General features: G+C 42.4%; 18 protein-coding genes. 13 read left to right on the plus strand and 5 right to left on the minus strand.

The window, feature by feature from the left end:
- Positions 1 to 19: 19 nt before the first annotated feature.
- From FLL45_RS15455 to FLL45_RS15465, 3 genes are all read right to left on the minus strand, one after another.
- On the minus strand, positions 20 to 667 hold the full coding sequence (locus FLL45_RS15455; RefSeq protein WP_142942981.1) for an alpha/beta hydrolase: 648 nt from the start codon (positions 665 to 667) through the stop codon (positions 20 to 22).
- 171 nt (positions 668 to 838) lie between these two features.
- Positions 839 to 1,996: a M56 family metallopeptidase gene (locus tag FLL45_RS15460; protein WP_142942983.1), complete on the minus strand. Its 1,158-nt coding sequence runs from the start codon at positions 1,994 to 1,996 to the stop codon at positions 839 to 841.
- A complete protein-coding gene (locus FLL45_RS15465; protein WP_142942985.1) occupies positions 1,993 to 2,391 on the minus strand; it encodes a BlaI/MecI/CopY family transcriptional regulator in 399 nt (132 codons plus the stop codon). The genes FLL45_RS15460 and FLL45_RS15465 overlap by 4 nt, the downstream gene beginning before the upstream one ends.
- Before the next feature lie 288 nt (positions 2,392 to 2,679).
- Between FLL45_RS15465 and FLL45_RS15470 the strand changes: the two genes are divergently transcribed.
- Together FLL45_RS15470 and FLL45_RS15475 are read left to right on the plus strand one after the other, a co-directional pair.
- Complete coding sequence (locus FLL45_RS15470) at positions 2,680 to 3,252, plus strand: Z-ring associated ZapG family protein (protein WP_142942986.1); 573 nt, start codon at positions 2,680 to 2,682, stop codon at positions 3,250 to 3,252.
- 608 nt (positions 3,253 to 3,860) lie between these two features.
- Positions 3,861 to 4,934: a S1C family serine protease gene (locus FLL45_RS15475; RefSeq protein WP_185964491.1), complete on the plus strand. Its 1,074-nt coding sequence runs from the start codon at positions 3,861 to 3,863 to the stop codon at positions 4,932 to 4,934.
- A 90-nt stretch (positions 4,935 to 5,024) separates the two neighbouring features.
- Here FLL45_RS15475 and murA read toward each other — a convergent pair whose 3' ends face one another.
- Both murA and FLL45_RS15485 read right to left on the minus strand, forming a co-directional pair.
- The gene (murA, locus tag FLL45_RS15480; RefSeq protein WP_142942989.1) at positions 5,025 to 6,284 is read right to left on the minus strand and encodes a UDP-N-acetylglucosamine 1-carboxyvinyltransferase; all 1,260 of its coding nucleotides are present in this window, start codon (positions 6,282 to 6,284) and stop codon (positions 5,025 to 5,027) included.
- 23 nt (positions 6,285 to 6,307) lie between these two features.
- Entirely contained in the window at positions 6,308 to 6,541 is a 234-nt protein-coding gene (locus FLL45_RS15485; protein WP_142942991.1) for a BolA family protein, read from the minus strand.
- Between the two features lie 320 nt (positions 6,542 to 6,861).
- On the opposite strand from FLL45_RS15485, the gene FLL45_RS15490 reads away from it, so the two are divergent.
- From FLL45_RS15490 to FLL45_RS15540, 11 genes are all read left to right on the plus strand, one after another.
- Positions 6,862 to 7,839 (plus strand): calcium/sodium antiporter, encoded by a 978-nt coding sequence (locus FLL45_RS15490; protein ID WP_142942993.1) that lies wholly within the window; start codon positions 6,862 to 6,864, stop codon positions 7,837 to 7,839.
- Between the two features lie 132 nt (positions 7,840 to 7,971).
- Positions 7,972 to 8,946: a KpsF/GutQ family sugar-phosphate isomerase gene (locus FLL45_RS15495; RefSeq protein WP_142942994.1), complete on the plus strand. Its 975-nt coding sequence runs from the start codon at positions 7,972 to 7,974 to the stop codon at positions 8,944 to 8,946.
- Positions 8,947 to 9,486, plus strand: coding sequence for a 3-deoxy-manno-octulosonate-8-phosphatase KdsC (gene kdsC, locus FLL45_RS15500; RefSeq protein ID WP_142942995.1), 540 nt, complete (start codon positions 8,947 to 8,949; stop codon positions 9,484 to 9,486). It begins immediately after the preceding gene.
- Positions 9,483 to 10,040: an LPS export ABC transporter periplasmic protein LptC gene (gene lptC, locus FLL45_RS15505; protein WP_142942996.1), complete on the plus strand. Its 558-nt coding sequence runs from the start codon at positions 9,483 to 9,485 to the stop codon at positions 10,038 to 10,040. The genes kdsC and lptC overlap by 4 nt, the downstream gene beginning before the upstream one ends.
- The gene (locus tag FLL45_RS15510) at positions 10,033 to 10,722 is read left to right on the plus strand and encodes an LptA/OstA family protein (RefSeq protein WP_185964492.1); all 690 of its coding nucleotides are present in this window, start codon (positions 10,033 to 10,035) and stop codon (positions 10,720 to 10,722) included. Before lptC ends, FLL45_RS15510 begins: the two co-directional genes overlap by 8 nt.
- Before the next feature lie 11 nt (positions 10,723 to 10,733).
- On the plus strand, positions 10,734 to 11,459 hold the full coding sequence (gene lptB, locus FLL45_RS15515; protein ID WP_142942999.1) for an LPS export ABC transporter ATP-binding protein: 726 nt from the start codon (positions 10,734 to 10,736) through the stop codon (positions 11,457 to 11,459).
- 275 nt (positions 11,460 to 11,734) lie between these two features.
- Entirely contained in the window at positions 11,735 to 13,231 is a 1,497-nt protein-coding gene (locus tag FLL45_RS15520; protein WP_142943000.1) for an RNA polymerase factor sigma-54, read from the plus strand.
- An 86-nt stretch (positions 13,232 to 13,317) separates the two neighbouring features.
- Positions 13,318 to 13,605 carry a ribosome hibernation promoting factor gene (gene hpf, locus FLL45_RS15525; RefSeq protein WP_142943001.1) on the plus strand — a complete coding sequence of 96 codons (288 nt, stop codon included), beginning with the start codon at positions 13,318 to 13,320 and terminating at the stop codon, positions 13,603 to 13,605.
- Between the two features lie 104 nt (positions 13,606 to 13,709).
- The gene (locus tag FLL45_RS15530; RefSeq protein ID WP_142943002.1) at positions 13,710 to 14,171 is read left to right on the plus strand and encodes a PTS sugar transporter subunit IIA; all 462 of its coding nucleotides are present in this window, start codon (positions 13,710 to 13,712) and stop codon (positions 14,169 to 14,171) included.
- Between the two features lie 54 nt (positions 14,172 to 14,225).
- Positions 14,226 to 15,074, plus strand: a complete 849-nt coding sequence (gene rapZ, locus FLL45_RS15535; protein ID WP_142943004.1) for an RNase adapter RapZ — start codon at positions 14,226 to 14,228, stop codon at positions 15,072 to 15,074.
- Positions 15,075 to 15,081: 7 nt separating this feature from the next.
- Positions 15,082 to 15,345: an HPr family phosphocarrier protein gene (locus FLL45_RS15540; RefSeq protein WP_142943005.1), complete on the plus strand. Its 264-nt coding sequence runs from the start codon at positions 15,082 to 15,084 to the stop codon at positions 15,343 to 15,345.
- Positions 15,346 to 15,352: the final 7 nt, after the last annotated feature.

The raw sequence follows: 15,352 nt of genomic DNA on the forward strand, positions 1-15,352 counted from the left end.
TATTCTTATATTCGACTTGTTAACCGATAGCGTCTAAATGGGTTGTTACGATTCGCTCAATGTGCTCTCTTAGCTCAACTAATCGCCCATGAAAGAAGTGGCCTGCGCCCGCCATATTAATAAATTCAGGCGGCTCATCAAAACCACCAATCCAATCAGTTACCGCATCAAACTCGACGAGCTCATCTTGATCGCCCATGATTACCGACCAATCCATATGAGGACGTTGAAATCCCTCAAAATCAAATCTTTTAATTGGAGGCGCCACACTGATCAACAAAGTTGGAGACAAAGAGTCGGCGGCTAACGCCGATACGTATGAACCAAACGAGAAACCACTTAATAGCAACTTACAATCATCGTAGCGATTTTCCATCCAAGCAACGACCGCTTTTAGGTCTGCTTGTTCGCCGATCCCATGATCAAATTCGCCCTCACTATTCCCAACGCTTCGAAAATTAAATCGAATACTCGGAATACCCAAGCTCGCAATTCCTCGCGATACGGTGTGAATGACCTTATTCGTCATCGAACCACCATGCTGAGAATGAGGATGACAGTTGACAGAAAAATAGCGGTGTTGACTAATGTGTTCGGGTAAATCTAAAGTCGCTTGAATATTGCCCGCGGGGCCTTGGAAGTTAAACTCGTGAGAGGTGATTTTCATAATGCAGCAAATATCACGTTTGTTTAACTGACATTTTCGCATTTATTAGCTGTGGGCGCTAGTAGTGGAAGAACTAGCACCCTTATTATGGCTCCTTGTCTCGCTGCTTGTCGCGTCCCTTGGCTGGCCCCTACTCTGCTCTAATTTCCACCATAGTAGAATCCGTTAACTTTAGTTAACTTTAAACTCAATGGTGTATTCTGCAGCAGTCATTGGCTGATCTTGCTTAAATTTCCATTGTTTAATTGAATCCATTGCAGCCTGATCAAAGGTATCTCCTGGCGTGCTTTCAATTATCTTAATGTTACTGGGCAAACCATTTTCATCGATATCGAGTTGAAAGCGAACATAGCCTTCAACGCCCTGCTTAGCTGCCTTTAATGGGTACTTTGGATTAACAAATGATATCGGCTCTACCTCCTCACTAGCTTGCTTGGCTAGCGCAAAGTTTCCGCTAAACCAAAACGCAGCACAGGCTAAGAATATTGCGACGATACTATGCCATTGTTTGATTTGATATTTTCTTAACATTTTGACTCTCTCCTTGGTTAATGAAAAATAGTCCCACTGACTGAGTAAAACACTACGACTTTGTGTCGCTGTCTCAACCAACGACTCTGCGTATTGAAATCTTTCGGTTTTGTTAGCATTTTTTAATACCGCAAGGTCACAAGAAATCTCTTGGTCGGCCTCGACATATTTATCCGCAAAATGGACAAGCGGATGAAACCAAAAAATGCCTCGAATCATGACTCGTGCAAGATTCCATAAATAATCCTTGCGTGCGAGGTGACATAACTCGTGCTCAATAATCATGTTTCGTTTAGCCGCGGACAGTCGATGAAATCCTTCGGGTAATATTAAATAAGATTGGATAAAACCAATTACAGCTGGATAGTTTATTAACGAAGAGCTGACAATATTAACGCTCTCAAGCTGGACGTGACTCAATTCAATTTTATGAACCATAAACGAACGTCTCACTAGGGCGTATTTCAGCAGATATGCGCCAATGTAGGCGAACACACCACTCACCCATATAGTTGCTAACCATAAGCTTTCAGCGTTGATTAGCTGTTTTTTGATGGCGCCATATTCAAAATTCAGAGGATTAAATCGATAAGTAAAAGCACCAACAAATTGATGACTCTGGCCCGCTACCCATTCGAACGGAAATAGCAGGTAACAAGGTACCAACAACCACAAGCAATAAGCGATACGAGCATTTAAATACCGCAGTACCCAATGGCGAGCTACCAGTACCAAAACTAATAACACGGTGACTCCAGGTAATTTAGCGAGGATGAAATCAAAAAGCATACTGATCATTTTTCAATCTCCCTTAAGATCTTTTTCAACTCCTTAATCTCATCCCTCGTCAACTTCTCTTTTTTAGCAAAGGCCGCGACAAAAGAACTCAATGACCCCTTGAACATTCGTTTTACAAAATTATCCGCTTGCTCTTCAACGTAGATTTGCTGATCAACAATCGGGAAATAAAGATACTCCCGCCCGTCTTTTTCGAAACCAATGGCTTGCTTTTTTAACAGCCGGTTGATCAAGGTTTTTATCGTTTTGTCTTGCCAATCTTGCTCCCCCTGCAAACGAGTAATTATTGCCTTAGCAGTAAGCGGAGATTGTTGCCAAAGCACATCAAGAACAAGTTTTTCTGAGTCACTTATTTGTAAACTCGCTTTGTTAGAGTTGTTACCAGTGCTTTTCATAACGTACCTTCGAATTCAGTTTGGTATCGTGAGTTGACTCGGCAGCTTTTTGATTAAAGCTGTATCACGCCGTCTGAGCCAATTATTGAATTGCCAATAAATCGATCATTATTAAGATTACAAACGTAATCCACACACAAAGAATTACACATGTAATCTTTACTGTCAAAGATTTTTTAATAGATTTATACAAATAAGATCCATTTGTTGTTCGACTGATTTGGCCCCATGGTATATATTTGTATTGAGCAACAAAAGAAGTTAACACCCACCCATTGAGGATTTTTCATGGAATATATTTCTGTATTGATAGGGATTATTGCCGCTGCCGGTATCGGCTTTTTTGTCGGTCGCAGCTTTTCTAGCGGCTCGTTAGAAAAAAACAGACTTGAAGCTGAATTAAAAGAAAAGCAAGACGAACTTGAAGCTTTCCGCTCTAAGGTCACTAATCATTTTGAAAAAACAGCTGATCTTTTCAATCAAGTTTCTGATAGTTATCAGTCGTTGTACGACCATATGGCCGCAAGTTCGAGTCAATTGTGCGCAACACCAACTTTTCAGGCACTGCCACAAACTGAGTCAGAAGCGCTAGAGCCGACATCAAATCGGGCACACAAAACCAACCAAGATGAAGCTAACTTGTTTGATGCCAAAAGCTTGTATAACGCACATGATTATCGCAATAAAGAAGAAGCGCTTGAAACCGCGACTGACCAATCCGTGATAGATGAGGCGGACAACATCGTCGACATCGAAGCCGCGAAAGAAGAAAGAAATGAGCCGGCTCTGGATTATGCTATCAAAAAAGAAGGGGTTATTAACCACAATAGTCTTGATATTGACGGCGTGAAAACTTCGTAGTGACTAATCGTCTCTCGCAGGAAAAGGTCCTACTTAGGGCCTTTTTTTATGGTTCAAGATTACCCCTATCTTAGTTGCCTAATATCAAAACGATCGCTATGTGCAATTTATCACTTTAATTTGGCGAATCCTTTGATAGGATTGCGGTGCTTAGCGCCTGGGTAGCTACAAAATAGCAACAGCCATAGATTCGTAGAAATACATTTGTGTGAAAAGTTATTTAAAAATAGACACTTAGAGCAATGCACATAGAAATTAGGGCTAAGCGATAGGCATCAAGCAATAGCCGTAAAACAATAAATACAAGTTCAAACTCACAAACAAAGCAGACTCAAAGAAACAAAACGAACTTAGCAAAATTAACTTTGTCTACCAATTCAACGCCTGGACATTTTGCGTAAAAGCGCTTGAAGCCACAAGCTTCATTCTTCGCATGCTCTTCGGGTTATTGGATAAGCTGTTGACTTTCAACAACTAAAAATTGAATAGACAAACAATTATCATCAACCTGTGTATAATCGTTATTCATGCAATACCTAAAAAACCTTAAATTTATAATTAAATATGCCATTCTTGGATTGGTTGCGGGCCTATTGGTTTTATTTTTTATGCCAAACAGCAAGCTTTCATTTAATTGGCAAAGTGCACAGAGTGCCTGGCAGTTTTATCTGCAACAAACTCAAGAAAAAACTCCGCATGAAGAAGTTCCGCACCTCAATATAACCGATATTTCGTTTTCCGAGGCGGTCCAAAAAGTCTCTTCGTCAGTTGTTAGCATCAATGTATTTCGGCCAAAAGGATTTCGGGATAGTGCGCAACTTTCTAGCGACCAAAGAATTTTTGATTATGGTGTTGGATTCGGCTCTGGGGTAGTAATCAGCAAAGAAGGCTACATCGTCACCAACTACCATGTTGTTGCTAATGCAGAACAAATTAGTGTCAACCTTCCTGACGGTAGAAAGCGATTTACTGAAATTATCGGCTTTGATAAAGAAACCGATATAGCCGTGCTTAAAACCGACTTAAGTGATTTAACACCAGCAGTTTTCGCTGACTCCGAAACGGTCGATACCGGCGACTTGGTAATGGCTATTGGTAGTCCGTTCGGACAAAATCAATCGGTTTCTTTAGGCATTGTCAGTGCGATTACCTATTCAGGCTTCGATCCGAGAATACAAACTGATGCGGCAATAAACAGTGGTAACTCGGGCGGGGCATTAATTAATACCCGTGGCGAGGTGATAGGAATCAACCACTCGAAAGTTAACTTGGGCTCCAGCTTGGCTCAAACCGGCGTCAACTTTGCGATTCCGATTGATACGGTGCAAGAAATAGTCGCCAGCATCATTAAGATTGGTCGTTTTCAACGTAACTGGTCGGGAATTGAGGCCACCGAACTCATCCAAAGTGATCATGAAAGGTTGTTCCCAAACATTCCCTATAAAACCGGCTTTTTTGTTCGCAGTATTGTTCCTGGAAGTCCTGCCGCAGAAGCTGACTTAATCATTGGAGACTATGTCACCCACCTCGATGGCATAAAAATCAGTGGGGTTGAGGCCTTTTATCGACTTTATACTAAATTACCTATTGGCAAAAAAATAACCTTAGACATTATTCGCAAGAACAACCGAATGAAGATTAATGTTCAATTGCGGGAGCGTCCCGATAACACACAGCCATAACAGCGTAGCTGTACAAATACTGAAAATCGTTAATTAAAAACAAAAAAAGGAAGGTTAAAACCTTCCTTTTTTAATTCTCACTTAAATGCCTTATGGCACTCGACGAATACTCGCGCCCATTAGCTGAAGCTTTTCTTCAATACATTCATAGCCGCGATCGATGTGGTAGATTCTGTCGACTAAGGTTTCTCCCTTGGCGACTAATCCTGCCAATACTAAGCTTGCAGAAGCTCGTAAGTCAGTTGCCATTACTTGCGCTGAGGTCAAGCTATCAACGCCTCGACAAATTGCAGAATTACCCTGAATTGTAATATCGGCGCCCATTCTCTGCATTTCGCTTACATGCATGAAGCGGTTTTCAAAAATAGTTTCAGTGATAACTCCAGTTCCTTCTGCTACCGCATTCATTGCAGTAAACTGAGCTTGCATATCAGTCGGAAATCCCGGATAAGGTGCAGTCGTAATGTCCACAGCTTTAGGACGTTTGCCATGCATATCTAATTCAATCCAATCCTTGCCGGTTTTGATTTCTGCTCCAGCCTCTTCGAGTTTCAGTAACACCGATTCTAAGATGTCAGGGTTCGTATCTCTCAACTTAACTCTGCCTCCAGTAATGGCCGCTGCGACCAAATAAGAGCCAGTCTCGATGCGATCAGGCAACACATCATGATGACATCCGTGCAGTTTCTCTACCCCTTCTACCGTAATGATATCGGTACCGGCACCCTCAATCTTGGCGCCCATGGCTTTCAAGCAATTTGCTAAATCGACAACCTCAGGTTCGCGAGCGGCATTCTCGATGATGCTTGTTCCTTTGGCGAGCGTTGCGGCCATCAATATATTTTCCGTACCGGTCACACTCACTGTGTCCATGAAAATTTTTGCGCCTTTTAATCCTTCAGGCGCTCTTGCTTTGACGTAGCCATCGGTTACATCGACCTGTGCTCCCATTGCCTGCATGCCTTTGATGTGTAAATCAACCGGACGCGAACCAATTGCACAGCCACCCGGCAGCGATACATCAGCTTGACCAAACCGCGCAAGTAACGGCCCAAGTACTAAGATAGACGCCCGCATTGTTTTGACTAGCTCGTAGGGCGCTTCAAAAGAATGAATTGTGCTGGTGTCGATGCGCACAGTCATCTTTTCATCAAGGGTCATAGAGTTACCAAGTATTCCCAGTAGCTCAAGCGTTGTTGTAACGTCATTTAAATGCGGTACGTTACCAATCGAAGTTTCACCCTCTGCGAGCAGTGTCGACATTAAGATTGGTAAAGCGGCATTCTTTGCGCCTGAAATGCGAATAGCGCCATCAAGCTGCGATCCGCCAGTAATTTGTAGTTTATCCATCGGTTTTCCTCAGATAAAGCAGGTTAAAGACCTGCTTCAGCAGGGGTCAATGTTTTTAAAGATATTGCATGAAGATCACCTGAAGCGATTTCTTCTTGAACAGTAGCGTATACCATTTGCTGTCTGGCAACGGGTCTTTTACCTTCAAAGGCAGACGAAACGACTGTTGCTTCAAAGTGATATCCATCTCCGGCGACTGTCACTGAGTGACAATCCAAGCCAGCTTCAATCTTATTTTTAACATCTGATTCTGTCATTTTACGGCTCAAAAAATGATTAATTTGGAATTGCGGCACATTGTACATCGAATCTATCTCAATGTGTAAGTGACTTGCGTTTCAATCTCGTAACGATCTGAAACAATAAAATTTTCATACATGAATCTCATATATGGGTATAATGGCCGACTTTTAACAATTAGACACAAAAATAACTGCTCAAAAACGCCCTATAAAACTGCGCACGGGTTTACAAACTTAACGGATTGAAACATATTTTTGCTTGATAATCAGGCAATTAGCGCACATGATAATTTTATAGCGCAGTATTTTGGGATAGTCGGGTTTACATCACACAAATGCTACTTTATTTCGCAATGGTCATTTCGGGCATCTCCCTATTGGTGTGGAGTGCAGATAGATTTACCGATGGTGCAGCTGCCATTGCGAGAAATTTCGGAATTTCCCCTTTGATTGTTGGCTTAACCATCGTCGCGATGGGCTCTTCTGCACCTGAAATTATTGTCTCGTTTAATGCCGCAATGAAAGGAACGCCTGGCCTGGCAATTGGAAATGCCATTGGCTCGAATATCGCTAATGTTGGCATGGTTTTGGGTATTGCCGCAATTGTCACTCCATTAGTGGTTCAATCCCAGATGCTCAAACGAGAAATTCCTGTCCTATTTGGTGTCATGTTATTAGCTTTCGCACTTATGGCTGACCATCAGCTCGACCTAACCGACGGAATCATTCTCCTTTTTTCATTGTTTGCTTACATTGCTTGGCTAACCCACTCGGCAATCAAAGGCAGAGCCAAAGACGACCTGATGCTCGAAGAGTTGATTGAAGAGCTTCCGGAACAAATGCCCAATTGGAAAGCAATACTATGGGTTATCGTCGGTTTGATCATCCTCCAACTTAGCTCTAAATTACTCGTCAATGGCGCCACCGCAATCGCTTATGAGTTTGGTGTCAGCGATTTTCTCATCGGCGTCACGATTGTCGCTGTTGGGACCAGCCTTCCGGAGCTCGCAGCCTCAATTACCGGCGTCCTTAAAGGCGAACATGAATTAGCAATTGGTAACGTTATTGGTTCCAACATCTTCAACTTGTTGGCCGTGCTGGGCACACCAGCAGTCGTTACCTTGGTCGACGTTGCACCTCAATACCTGCTCATTGATTACTCATTTATGTTTGGGTTAATTGTTGCCGTCAGTTTTATGGCGTGGGGAAGAAAAGGCGAACCTGGAGAAATTACCCGGCTTGAAGGTTCAATCTTGCTCTGTTTATTCATCGGCTATCAGTTCTATCAGTTCTTTACTGCTTCGCAAGTCTAAAAAATAGCTAATAATCGACCCTTTTTAGCGATATACTCTACCTCATTGAAAATTAACCATTTCCTTTGATTGGATTGACTGTTGCAAGTCATTCAATAGGTTACTGGGGTGCGATTTTTCTATAGGTTATTTATGTCGCAAGCTGAAGATTTTGTAAAAAATGGCATTCAAGTCATTGAAGTTGAGAAAGCCGCTGTCGCGGCATTACAAAAGAGTATTGATAAAAACTTTGCAGATGCCTGTCAGTTATTATTCAACTGCCAAGGGCGAATCGTGGTTATTGGTATGGGTAAATCTGGCCATATCGGTAATAAAATCGCCGCGACTCTTGCCAGCACAGGCAGCCCCGCGTTTTTTGTTCATCCTGGCGAAGCGAGCCATGGGGATCTGGGAATGATCACAGCGGATGACGTCGTACTCGCTTTATCCAACTCTGGAGAAACAGCCGAAGTCACTTCCCTACTTCCCGTGATAAAACGCCTCAATGTGCCATTAATTAGTATGACCGGCAATCCAAAATCAACGCTATCAAAATTCGCAAATGTGAACTTGGATACCAGCGTTGATAAGGAAGCTTGTCCAATGAATCTAGCGCCAACTGCATCGACAACAGTCGCGTTAGTAATGGGTGACGCGCTCGCTGTGGCACTGTTGCAAGCAAGGGGATTCACCGAAGATGATTTTGCCCTCTCGCACCCCGGTGGAAGCCTTGGCCGCAAATTATTACTCAAAGTCGAAGATATCATGCATCATGGCGAATTAATGCCGTTGGTGAGTGAAACAACCTCATTAACTAATTCGTTACTTGAAATGACTGAAAAAAGACTAGGCATGACTTGCGTGGTCAACGCTGAAGGCAAGCTTATCGGTATTTTCACCGATGGCGATCTGCGCAGAACACTTGCGAAGGGGCTTGATTTTAGTTCGACACCGATCAATCAAGTGATGACCCATTCACCAAAAACAATTAATGCCGGTAAACTGGCAGCCGAAGCCTTACAGTTAATGGAGACTCATGCCATTAACGCCTTAGTTGTAGTCGATGAGGTAGAAAAACCAATCGGAGCTTTAAACATGCATGATTTGTTGAAAGCAGGAGTGGTTTAAATGACAACCAATACGAATGACACCCTCATTGCTAAAGCGCAAAAAATTAAGCTGCTTATTTGCGATGTTGATGGGGTTTTGAGCGATGGTAAAGTTTATTTCTCTAACCAAGGAGACGAACTTAAAAACTTTAATATCAAAGATGGTTTAGGAATAAAGCTGTTGCAGAAGTCTGGGATCAAAGTCGCTATTATCACCGGAAGAGAATCTAACATTGTTACTCACCGAGCTAAAGAACTGGGTATAACAATCCTCTACCAAGGTCGTTCCGACAAACGTGCTACCTTTCAAGAAATTATCGAATCACTCGAGCTCTCGTCTGAAGAAGTTGCTCACATCGGCGATGATTTGCCCGATTTACCTTTGATGAAAAAAGCCGGACTTGGATTAGCGGTAAATGATGCACATGACTTTGTGAGACACAACGCTGACTGGGTTTCCAGCAAAAATGGTGGTCAAGGTGCGGTACGCGAAGCCGCTGATATGTTGCTTGATGCACAAGGTAAACTTGACAGTCTTTTGAAAAGTTACTTGCAATGAGAAAACGAACCAAAGCTGCAATCCTTGCATCAATAACAGCGATTATACTGTCTGTTAACTACTGGCAACCAAGTGTAGTTACCTTAACGCCAGAAGCGACAGAACTATCCGATGCAGACTACTATTTCCAAGACGTAAAAGTTAAACAATATGCATCGTCAGGTAAAATCGAAAGTCAACTCAGTGCGGTTAAAATGGAACATTATAAGCTCGATGATTATTCAGAAATTGTTCAGCCTAGAATCATCATAATGAGCGATAATCAGTCGGCTTGGCAAATTAGCGCCGAAACAGGAAAGCTCAGCCACAAAACTAATCAATTGGAACTCAAAACTAACACTCGTTTGTTCAGAAAAGATACTATCCAAAGTGGTGAGTTGAAAACCGATACCTTACTGATCGATATGGCAAACAATATCGCCTCAACACGAGATCAGGTGATTATTGAAAATGCGAATACTAGAACCATCGCCAAAGGGATGGATGCTCGTTTTAAAGAAGAACAAATTGAATTGCAGGGGCCTGTTGAAACAGTGGAAACCTCTAATGAATAGCAACTTAAAGTGCAACAGCCTGTTAGGGTTAATGATGCTCTTGGTGACATTACCAGCGCACAGTCAGGAGACTCGGAAAATCACCGGAGATAGTTCCTCTTGGGATATTGCTAACAACCAAATGAAATATTTTGGTAATGCGGTCTTAACCTTTCAAAACCTCACCTTAAAAGGTGACCAACTCATTGCTATGCGCGACCCGCAAAGCAAACGAGAGACAATTATTGTTAACGGTCAACCCGCCAGCTTCGAAGACACCAACCAAGCGCAACAATTATCCACCAATTTGCAAGCGTTGAATATTGAATATCAATCCGAAACAATCCTAGCTTCACAAAATGTTCACATCAAACAAGTCAATGAACGTCAAGAAACCATCGATATCAAAGGTGACAAATTGTCTTGGAAACAGTCAACAGACTTCAGTTTATCAGTGTCTGGTTCACCACTTGAAGTAGCAATTATGCAGGCTGATAAAAGCAGTATTAGCGCCAAAGCCAATCAGTTGATTTACAACAAACAATCGGAATTGTTTGAACTTATCGGCGATGTAATCGTCAACAGCGAAAGAGAAACCTTGAGAGCTGAAAAAGTCATATATAATATGAAAACCCGTATTCTTCAGGTTCCAAAATCCGACAAGCGCCAAGTCGAGATAATCCAATCGAAAGCTAATAAGTAGAGTTAACAAGCATGAGCCAACTGTCAGCCAAACATCTGGCAAAAATTTATTCCGGTCGAAAAGTGGTTTCCGATGTTTCAATGCAAGTCAATATGGGAGAAATAGTTGGCCTGCTCGGACCGAACGGCGCAGGAAAAACAACCTCTTTTTACATGATCGTTGGCTTAGTCAATGCTGATGATGGGGAAATATTTTTAGACAATCAAAACATTACCGAAGCGGCAATGCATGAAAGAGCCAATATGGGAATTGGATACCTTCCACAGGAAGCTTCCGTGTTTCGTAAGTTAACCGTCGAGCAAAATATCTTAGCCATCTTAGAGCTGAACCCAAAACTATCGCAACAAGATCGCCAGCAAAAGATGCAAGAGTTACTCGAGGAATTTCAAATAACTCATATTCAAAAGAGTTTAGGCATGGCCCTTTCAGGCGGTGAAAGACGCCGCGTCGAGATTGCTCGCGCACTCGCGAATGATCCCAAATTTATATTGCTAGATGAACCATTTGCAGGCGTCGATCCAATCTCAGTAGGAGAAATCAAACATATCATTCAACATCTAAGAGATCGAGGTTTAGGCGTTTTAATTACCGACCACAATGTTCGGGAAACACTTGATGTTTGTGAGAGAGCCTACATCGTTGAATCCGGCCGACTGCTCGCAGAAGGTAAGCCAGAGGAAATTCTCGCCAATGCTCAAGTCAAAAAAGTATATTTGGGCGAAAATTTCCGATTGTAAGGCGCTGCTTTAGACTCACATTTTGTTGCTTTTTTATCCAAGCTTTATGAAGTGAGGTCATAAGGCTCCGATAAGTTATTGCTTTCTAGCAATAAGTCGTATTTTAAGACAATTTTACTTGAAACCGCGCAATAAGACCTTAATATAAATAGTAATAACAAAGGAAATTGTTAAGCTTATTCGATGTCAGATTATTTTCCGCTTTTGGTTCAAATAACTGCTATAGTTATAACAAAGAGAGGCAATAATATATTGGCCTCCGGAAAACAATATTAATGAAACAATCTTTACAATTAAAAATCAGTCAGTCACTGACGATGACCCCCCAGTTGCAACAAGCCATCAAGCTTTTGCAACTTTCGAGTTTAGATCTACAAAGCGAAATTCAAGAGATTCTAGATTCCAACCCTTTGCTTGAGGGCGAATCTAACGAAGAAGGTATCTCTTCAGAATCCGACTCAAATAGTTCGACCAACGAAACATCTGACGCAGCCAATAATGCTGAAATCACCGATTCATCCGACAAACTCGCTGATGACAAAATCACCAATGATTTAGAAACAGACAGTCAGTGGGAAGATTGGGGTTATGTATCTCAAGGTACGACATCAGCGCAAAACTCTGATCCTAACAGTCATTATGAATATCAAGGAGAGACCAGCGAATCACTTCAGGATCAGCTTCAATGGCAAGTAGAAATGATGAACTTATCGGAAGTTGACCTGGCAATAGCAACGGTTTTGATTGACGCTATCGACGAACGTGGCTACGTCAGAGCGCCTTTGGAAGACGTCGTAGAGATGATGCATGAAGAACTCGAATCTGATGAAGATGAACAAACAGTCGAAATCGAGGAAGTCAAAGCAGTGTTACACCTGCTGCAAAGCTTTGAACCTGCGGGAATTGCCGCTAGAGATCTTAAAGAGTGCCTGCAAATCCAGCTCAAAAGACTCGATGAAACTACTGCTGAATCCACGCTAGCGGCTAAGTTATTAGACAGTGAATTTGAGCTCCTTTCCAGCCGAAACTATCGACAAATTATGCGCAATATGGGAATCTCAGAAAGCCAACTGAAAGGTGCGTTGTCGATTATTCAATCACTTGACCCTCGGCCCGGCAATCAGATTAATCAAAATACCGCACAATACATCACTCCCGATGTATTTGTTAAGAAAGATAGTAAAGGAATTTGGACCGTTGAACTAAATGGCGGTTGCACACCCAAGTTAAAAATCAATGATGCCTATGCTGCGCTTATCAAGCGAGCTGACAATAGTGCAGATAATGTCTACTTAAAAAATAATTTGCAAGATGCGAAGTGGTTTATCAAAAGCTTACAAAGTAGAAATGAAACATTGCTAAAAGTTGCTTCAAGCATCGTTGAAAAGCAGGTAGGCTTTTTAGAATACGGCGAAGAGGCGATGAAGCCTCTGGTTTTAAATGATATCGCGGAAGAAGTCGAAATGCATGAGTCAACGATATCGCGGGTAACGACTCAAAAATATATGCACACACCGCGAGGAATATTTGAACTCAAGTATTTCTTTTCTAGCCACGTTGGAACGACCTCAGGCGGAGAAGCTTCTTCTACAGCCATACGCGCCGTCATCAAAAAGCTTATTGGTGCCGAAAATGAAGCCAAACCACTGAGCGATAGCAAGTTAGCTAACTTATTGAATGAACAAGGAATCAAAGTCGCCAGACGCACGGTTGCTAAGTATCGCGAAGCGATGTCTATACCACCGTCAAACGAGCGTAAAAAATTGATCTAAAGCATTAAGCCAACTCCCTCTTGGCGTTAGTCTGTAATTGAGGGCAACAACTTAATATTTCTGTCAACAAAAGAAGGAATACTACTATGCAAATCAACCTTACCGGTCATCACCTTGACGTCACCGATTCGCTAAGAAACTATGTCCACGAAAAGTTCGAGCGGATCAGCCGCCACTTCGATCACATCAATAATGTCCATGTTATATTGCAGGTAGAAAAACTTAGACAAATTGCAGAAGCCAAATTAAATGTCAATGGTGGAGAAATTTTTGCGAATAGTGAGTCTGAAGACATGTATGCCGCTATAGACTCGCTAGTCGACAAGTTAGACCGACAAGTTATTAAGCATAAGGAAAAGTTAATTCGACATTAGTCGAATAAAATCTTGAATTAGTAAAAATTTACTAAAACTAATGGAGCCGATTATGTTACCCTTTGCAAAATTCGGCTCCAGAACTTTCAAAACCCACTCAACCGATGAACATCAGTCAAATTTTAACGCCAGAAGCCACCCTCTGTAGCGTTAGCTTATCGAGCAAGAAAAAAGTTATCGAAAAAGTCAGTGAAGTCATGGCACAATCGATAAATTGTCATGCTGAAGATATCTATGAAAGCTTGTTCGCGAGAGAAAAATTGGGCACCACTGCGCTTGGCCACGGCATTGCTATACCGCATGGCCGGGTGGAAGCTTGTACCAAAGCGACCTCTGTGTTGTTGTTGCTTGACACCCCTGTGGATTATGACGCCCCTGATGGACAACCGGTAGATATCATATTTGCCATCTTGGTTCCGGAACAGGCCGATGCAGAGCAATTAAAATGCCTTGCTGAAATCGCCAAAGTATTATCTGAGCCAAGCTTGGTATCACAAATTCGTCACGCTCACTGTGGCGATGCCCTATTTGAGATTATTGAAAAAGCCGCTCTCAAGCAGGAATAACTTGTAAAATTTCTGTTATTGATTTGCCCTCAATAAAGCGGGATACTGAACTCTATGAAAAGGATTATAGTTAGCGGACGATCGGGGTCCGGTAAAACAGTCGCGTTGCGGGCATTAGAGGATCAAGGCTTCTATTGTGTTGATAACATCCCGATTAAACTGATTCCCGCGCTTCTCGAGCAAATTGATACTCACTACCCTGGCTTAGCGATTGGCGTGGATGCCCGCAATGTCACTCACACAGTGGAAGAGTTCGATAAACTCATCCAACAAATTACTGCAAGTAAGCTCGACTTGGATGTCATATTTATCGACGCAAATGATGCCACTTTGCTCAAGCGATTTAGTGAGACAAGACGTCGTCACCCGCTCACTTCTGAGGGATTGTCGCTCGCCGAAGCTATTCAAAAAGAAAAACAAAGACTCGAACCCGTCACTCGCTATGCACAACTGGTGATTGATACCACCTCCAAGTCACCACATGAATTGTGTCAAGTTATCATGCAACGCGTACTTGGCGATGAATCGTCACACCTCAGTTTGTTGTTTACTTCATTTGGATTCAAAAATGGGGCACCTAACGATGCTGACTTTGTCTTTGATGCCCGTTGCCTGCCAAATCCTTACTGGGAGGAAAGCCTTCGTCCTTTCACCGGTAAAGATCAACCCATTGTTGAATATCTAGAATCGCAACCTCATGCGCAAGAGTTTTACTGGCAACTGAAAATATTTTTGCAAACTTGGATTCCAAGGTTCGAAGAGGACAATCGCAACTATTTAACCGTTGCTATCGGCTGCACCGGCGGACAGCATCGGTCGGTTTACCTTGCCGAAAAACTAGCGGCCAACTTCAAACAGCTCTATCCAAATACTCAAATTCGACATCGCGAGATGTCCACTTAAACCCAGCATGGGCAGCTTTCTCTGCGAAGTCACAAACCAAAAAGGAATGCACGCAAGAGCAGCTGCGAAAATTGTCGCCTTGGTCGATCAATATGAATGTGAGGTGACACTGACTCATCAAGGTAGAAGTGCGCCTGGGAATAGCCTCATCAAACTACTCACGCTTAATGCGCCAAAAGGTTCAGTTATCAAGGTTGAATGCTATGGGGCCGATGCGGCAGAATTTAGTCTCGCAATTAAAGATTTGTTCAACCAAGGATTTGGTGAGTAGGCCTTTA

Source organism: Aliikangiella marina (assembly GCF_007004765.1).
Taxonomy (GTDB): domain Bacteria; phylum Pseudomonadota; class Gammaproteobacteria; order Enterobacterales; family Kangiellaceae; genus Aliikangiella; species Aliikangiella marina.

Excerpts from the sequence above, each read along its gene's own strand:
- FLL45_RS15455 (WP_142942981.1), bottom strand. The coding sequence starts at position 667 with ATGAAAATCACCTCTCACGAGTTTAACTTCCAAGGCCCCGCGGGCAAT.
- FLL45_RS15460 (WP_142942983.1), bottom strand. The coding sequence starts at position 1,996 with ATGATCAGTATGCTTTTTGATTTCATCCTCGCTAAATTACCTGGAGTC.
- FLL45_RS15465 (WP_142942985.1), bottom strand. The coding sequence starts at position 2,391 with ATGAAAAGCACTGGTAACAACTCTAACAAAGCGAGTTTACAAATAAGT.
- FLL45_RS15470 (WP_142942986.1), top strand. The coding sequence starts at position 2,680 with ATGGAATATATTTCTGTATTGATAGGGATTATTGCCGCTGCCGGTATC.
- FLL45_RS15475 (WP_185964491.1), top strand. The coding sequence starts at position 3,861 with ATGCCAAACAGCAAGCTTTCATTTAATTGGCAAAGTGCACAGAGTGCC.
- murA (WP_142942989.1), bottom strand. The coding sequence starts at position 6,284 with ATGGATAAACTACAAATTACTGGCGGATCGCAGCTTGATGGCGCTATT.
- FLL45_RS15485 (WP_142942991.1), bottom strand. The coding sequence starts at position 6,541 with ATGACAGAATCAGATGTTAAAAATAAGATTGAAGCTGGCTTGGATTGT.
- FLL45_RS15490 (WP_142942993.1), top strand. The coding sequence starts at position 6,862 with ATGCTACTTTATTTCGCAATGGTCATTTCGGGCATCTCCCTATTGGTG.
- FLL45_RS15495 (WP_142942994.1), top strand. The coding sequence starts at position 7,972 with ATGTCGCAAGCTGAAGATTTTGTAAAAAATGGCATTCAAGTCATTGAA.
- kdsC (WP_142942995.1), top strand. The coding sequence starts at position 8,947 with ATGACAACCAATACGAATGACACCCTCATTGCTAAAGCGCAAAAAATT.
- lptC (WP_142942996.1), top strand. The coding sequence starts at position 9,483 with ATGAGAAAACGAACCAAAGCTGCAATCCTTGCATCAATAACAGCGATT.
- FLL45_RS15510 (WP_185964492.1), top strand. The coding sequence starts at position 10,033 with ATGAATAGCAACTTAAAGTGCAACAGCCTGTTAGGGTTAATGATGCTC.
- lptB (WP_142942999.1), top strand. The coding sequence starts at position 10,734 with ATGAGCCAACTGTCAGCCAAACATCTGGCAAAAATTTATTCCGGTCGA.
- FLL45_RS15520 (WP_142943000.1), top strand. The coding sequence starts at position 11,735 with ATGAAACAATCTTTACAATTAAAAATCAGTCAGTCACTGACGATGACC.
- hpf (WP_142943001.1), top strand. The coding sequence starts at position 13,318 with ATGCAAATCAACCTTACCGGTCATCACCTTGACGTCACCGATTCGCTA.
- FLL45_RS15530 (WP_142943002.1), top strand. The coding sequence starts at position 13,710 with ATGAACATCAGTCAAATTTTAACGCCAGAAGCCACCCTCTGTAGCGTT.
- rapZ (WP_142943004.1), top strand. The coding sequence starts at position 14,226 with ATGAAAAGGATTATAGTTAGCGGACGATCGGGGTCCGGTAAAACAGTC.
- FLL45_RS15540 (WP_142943005.1), top strand. The coding sequence starts at position 15,082 with ATGGGCAGCTTTCTCTGCGAAGTCACAAACCAAAAAGGAATGCACGCA.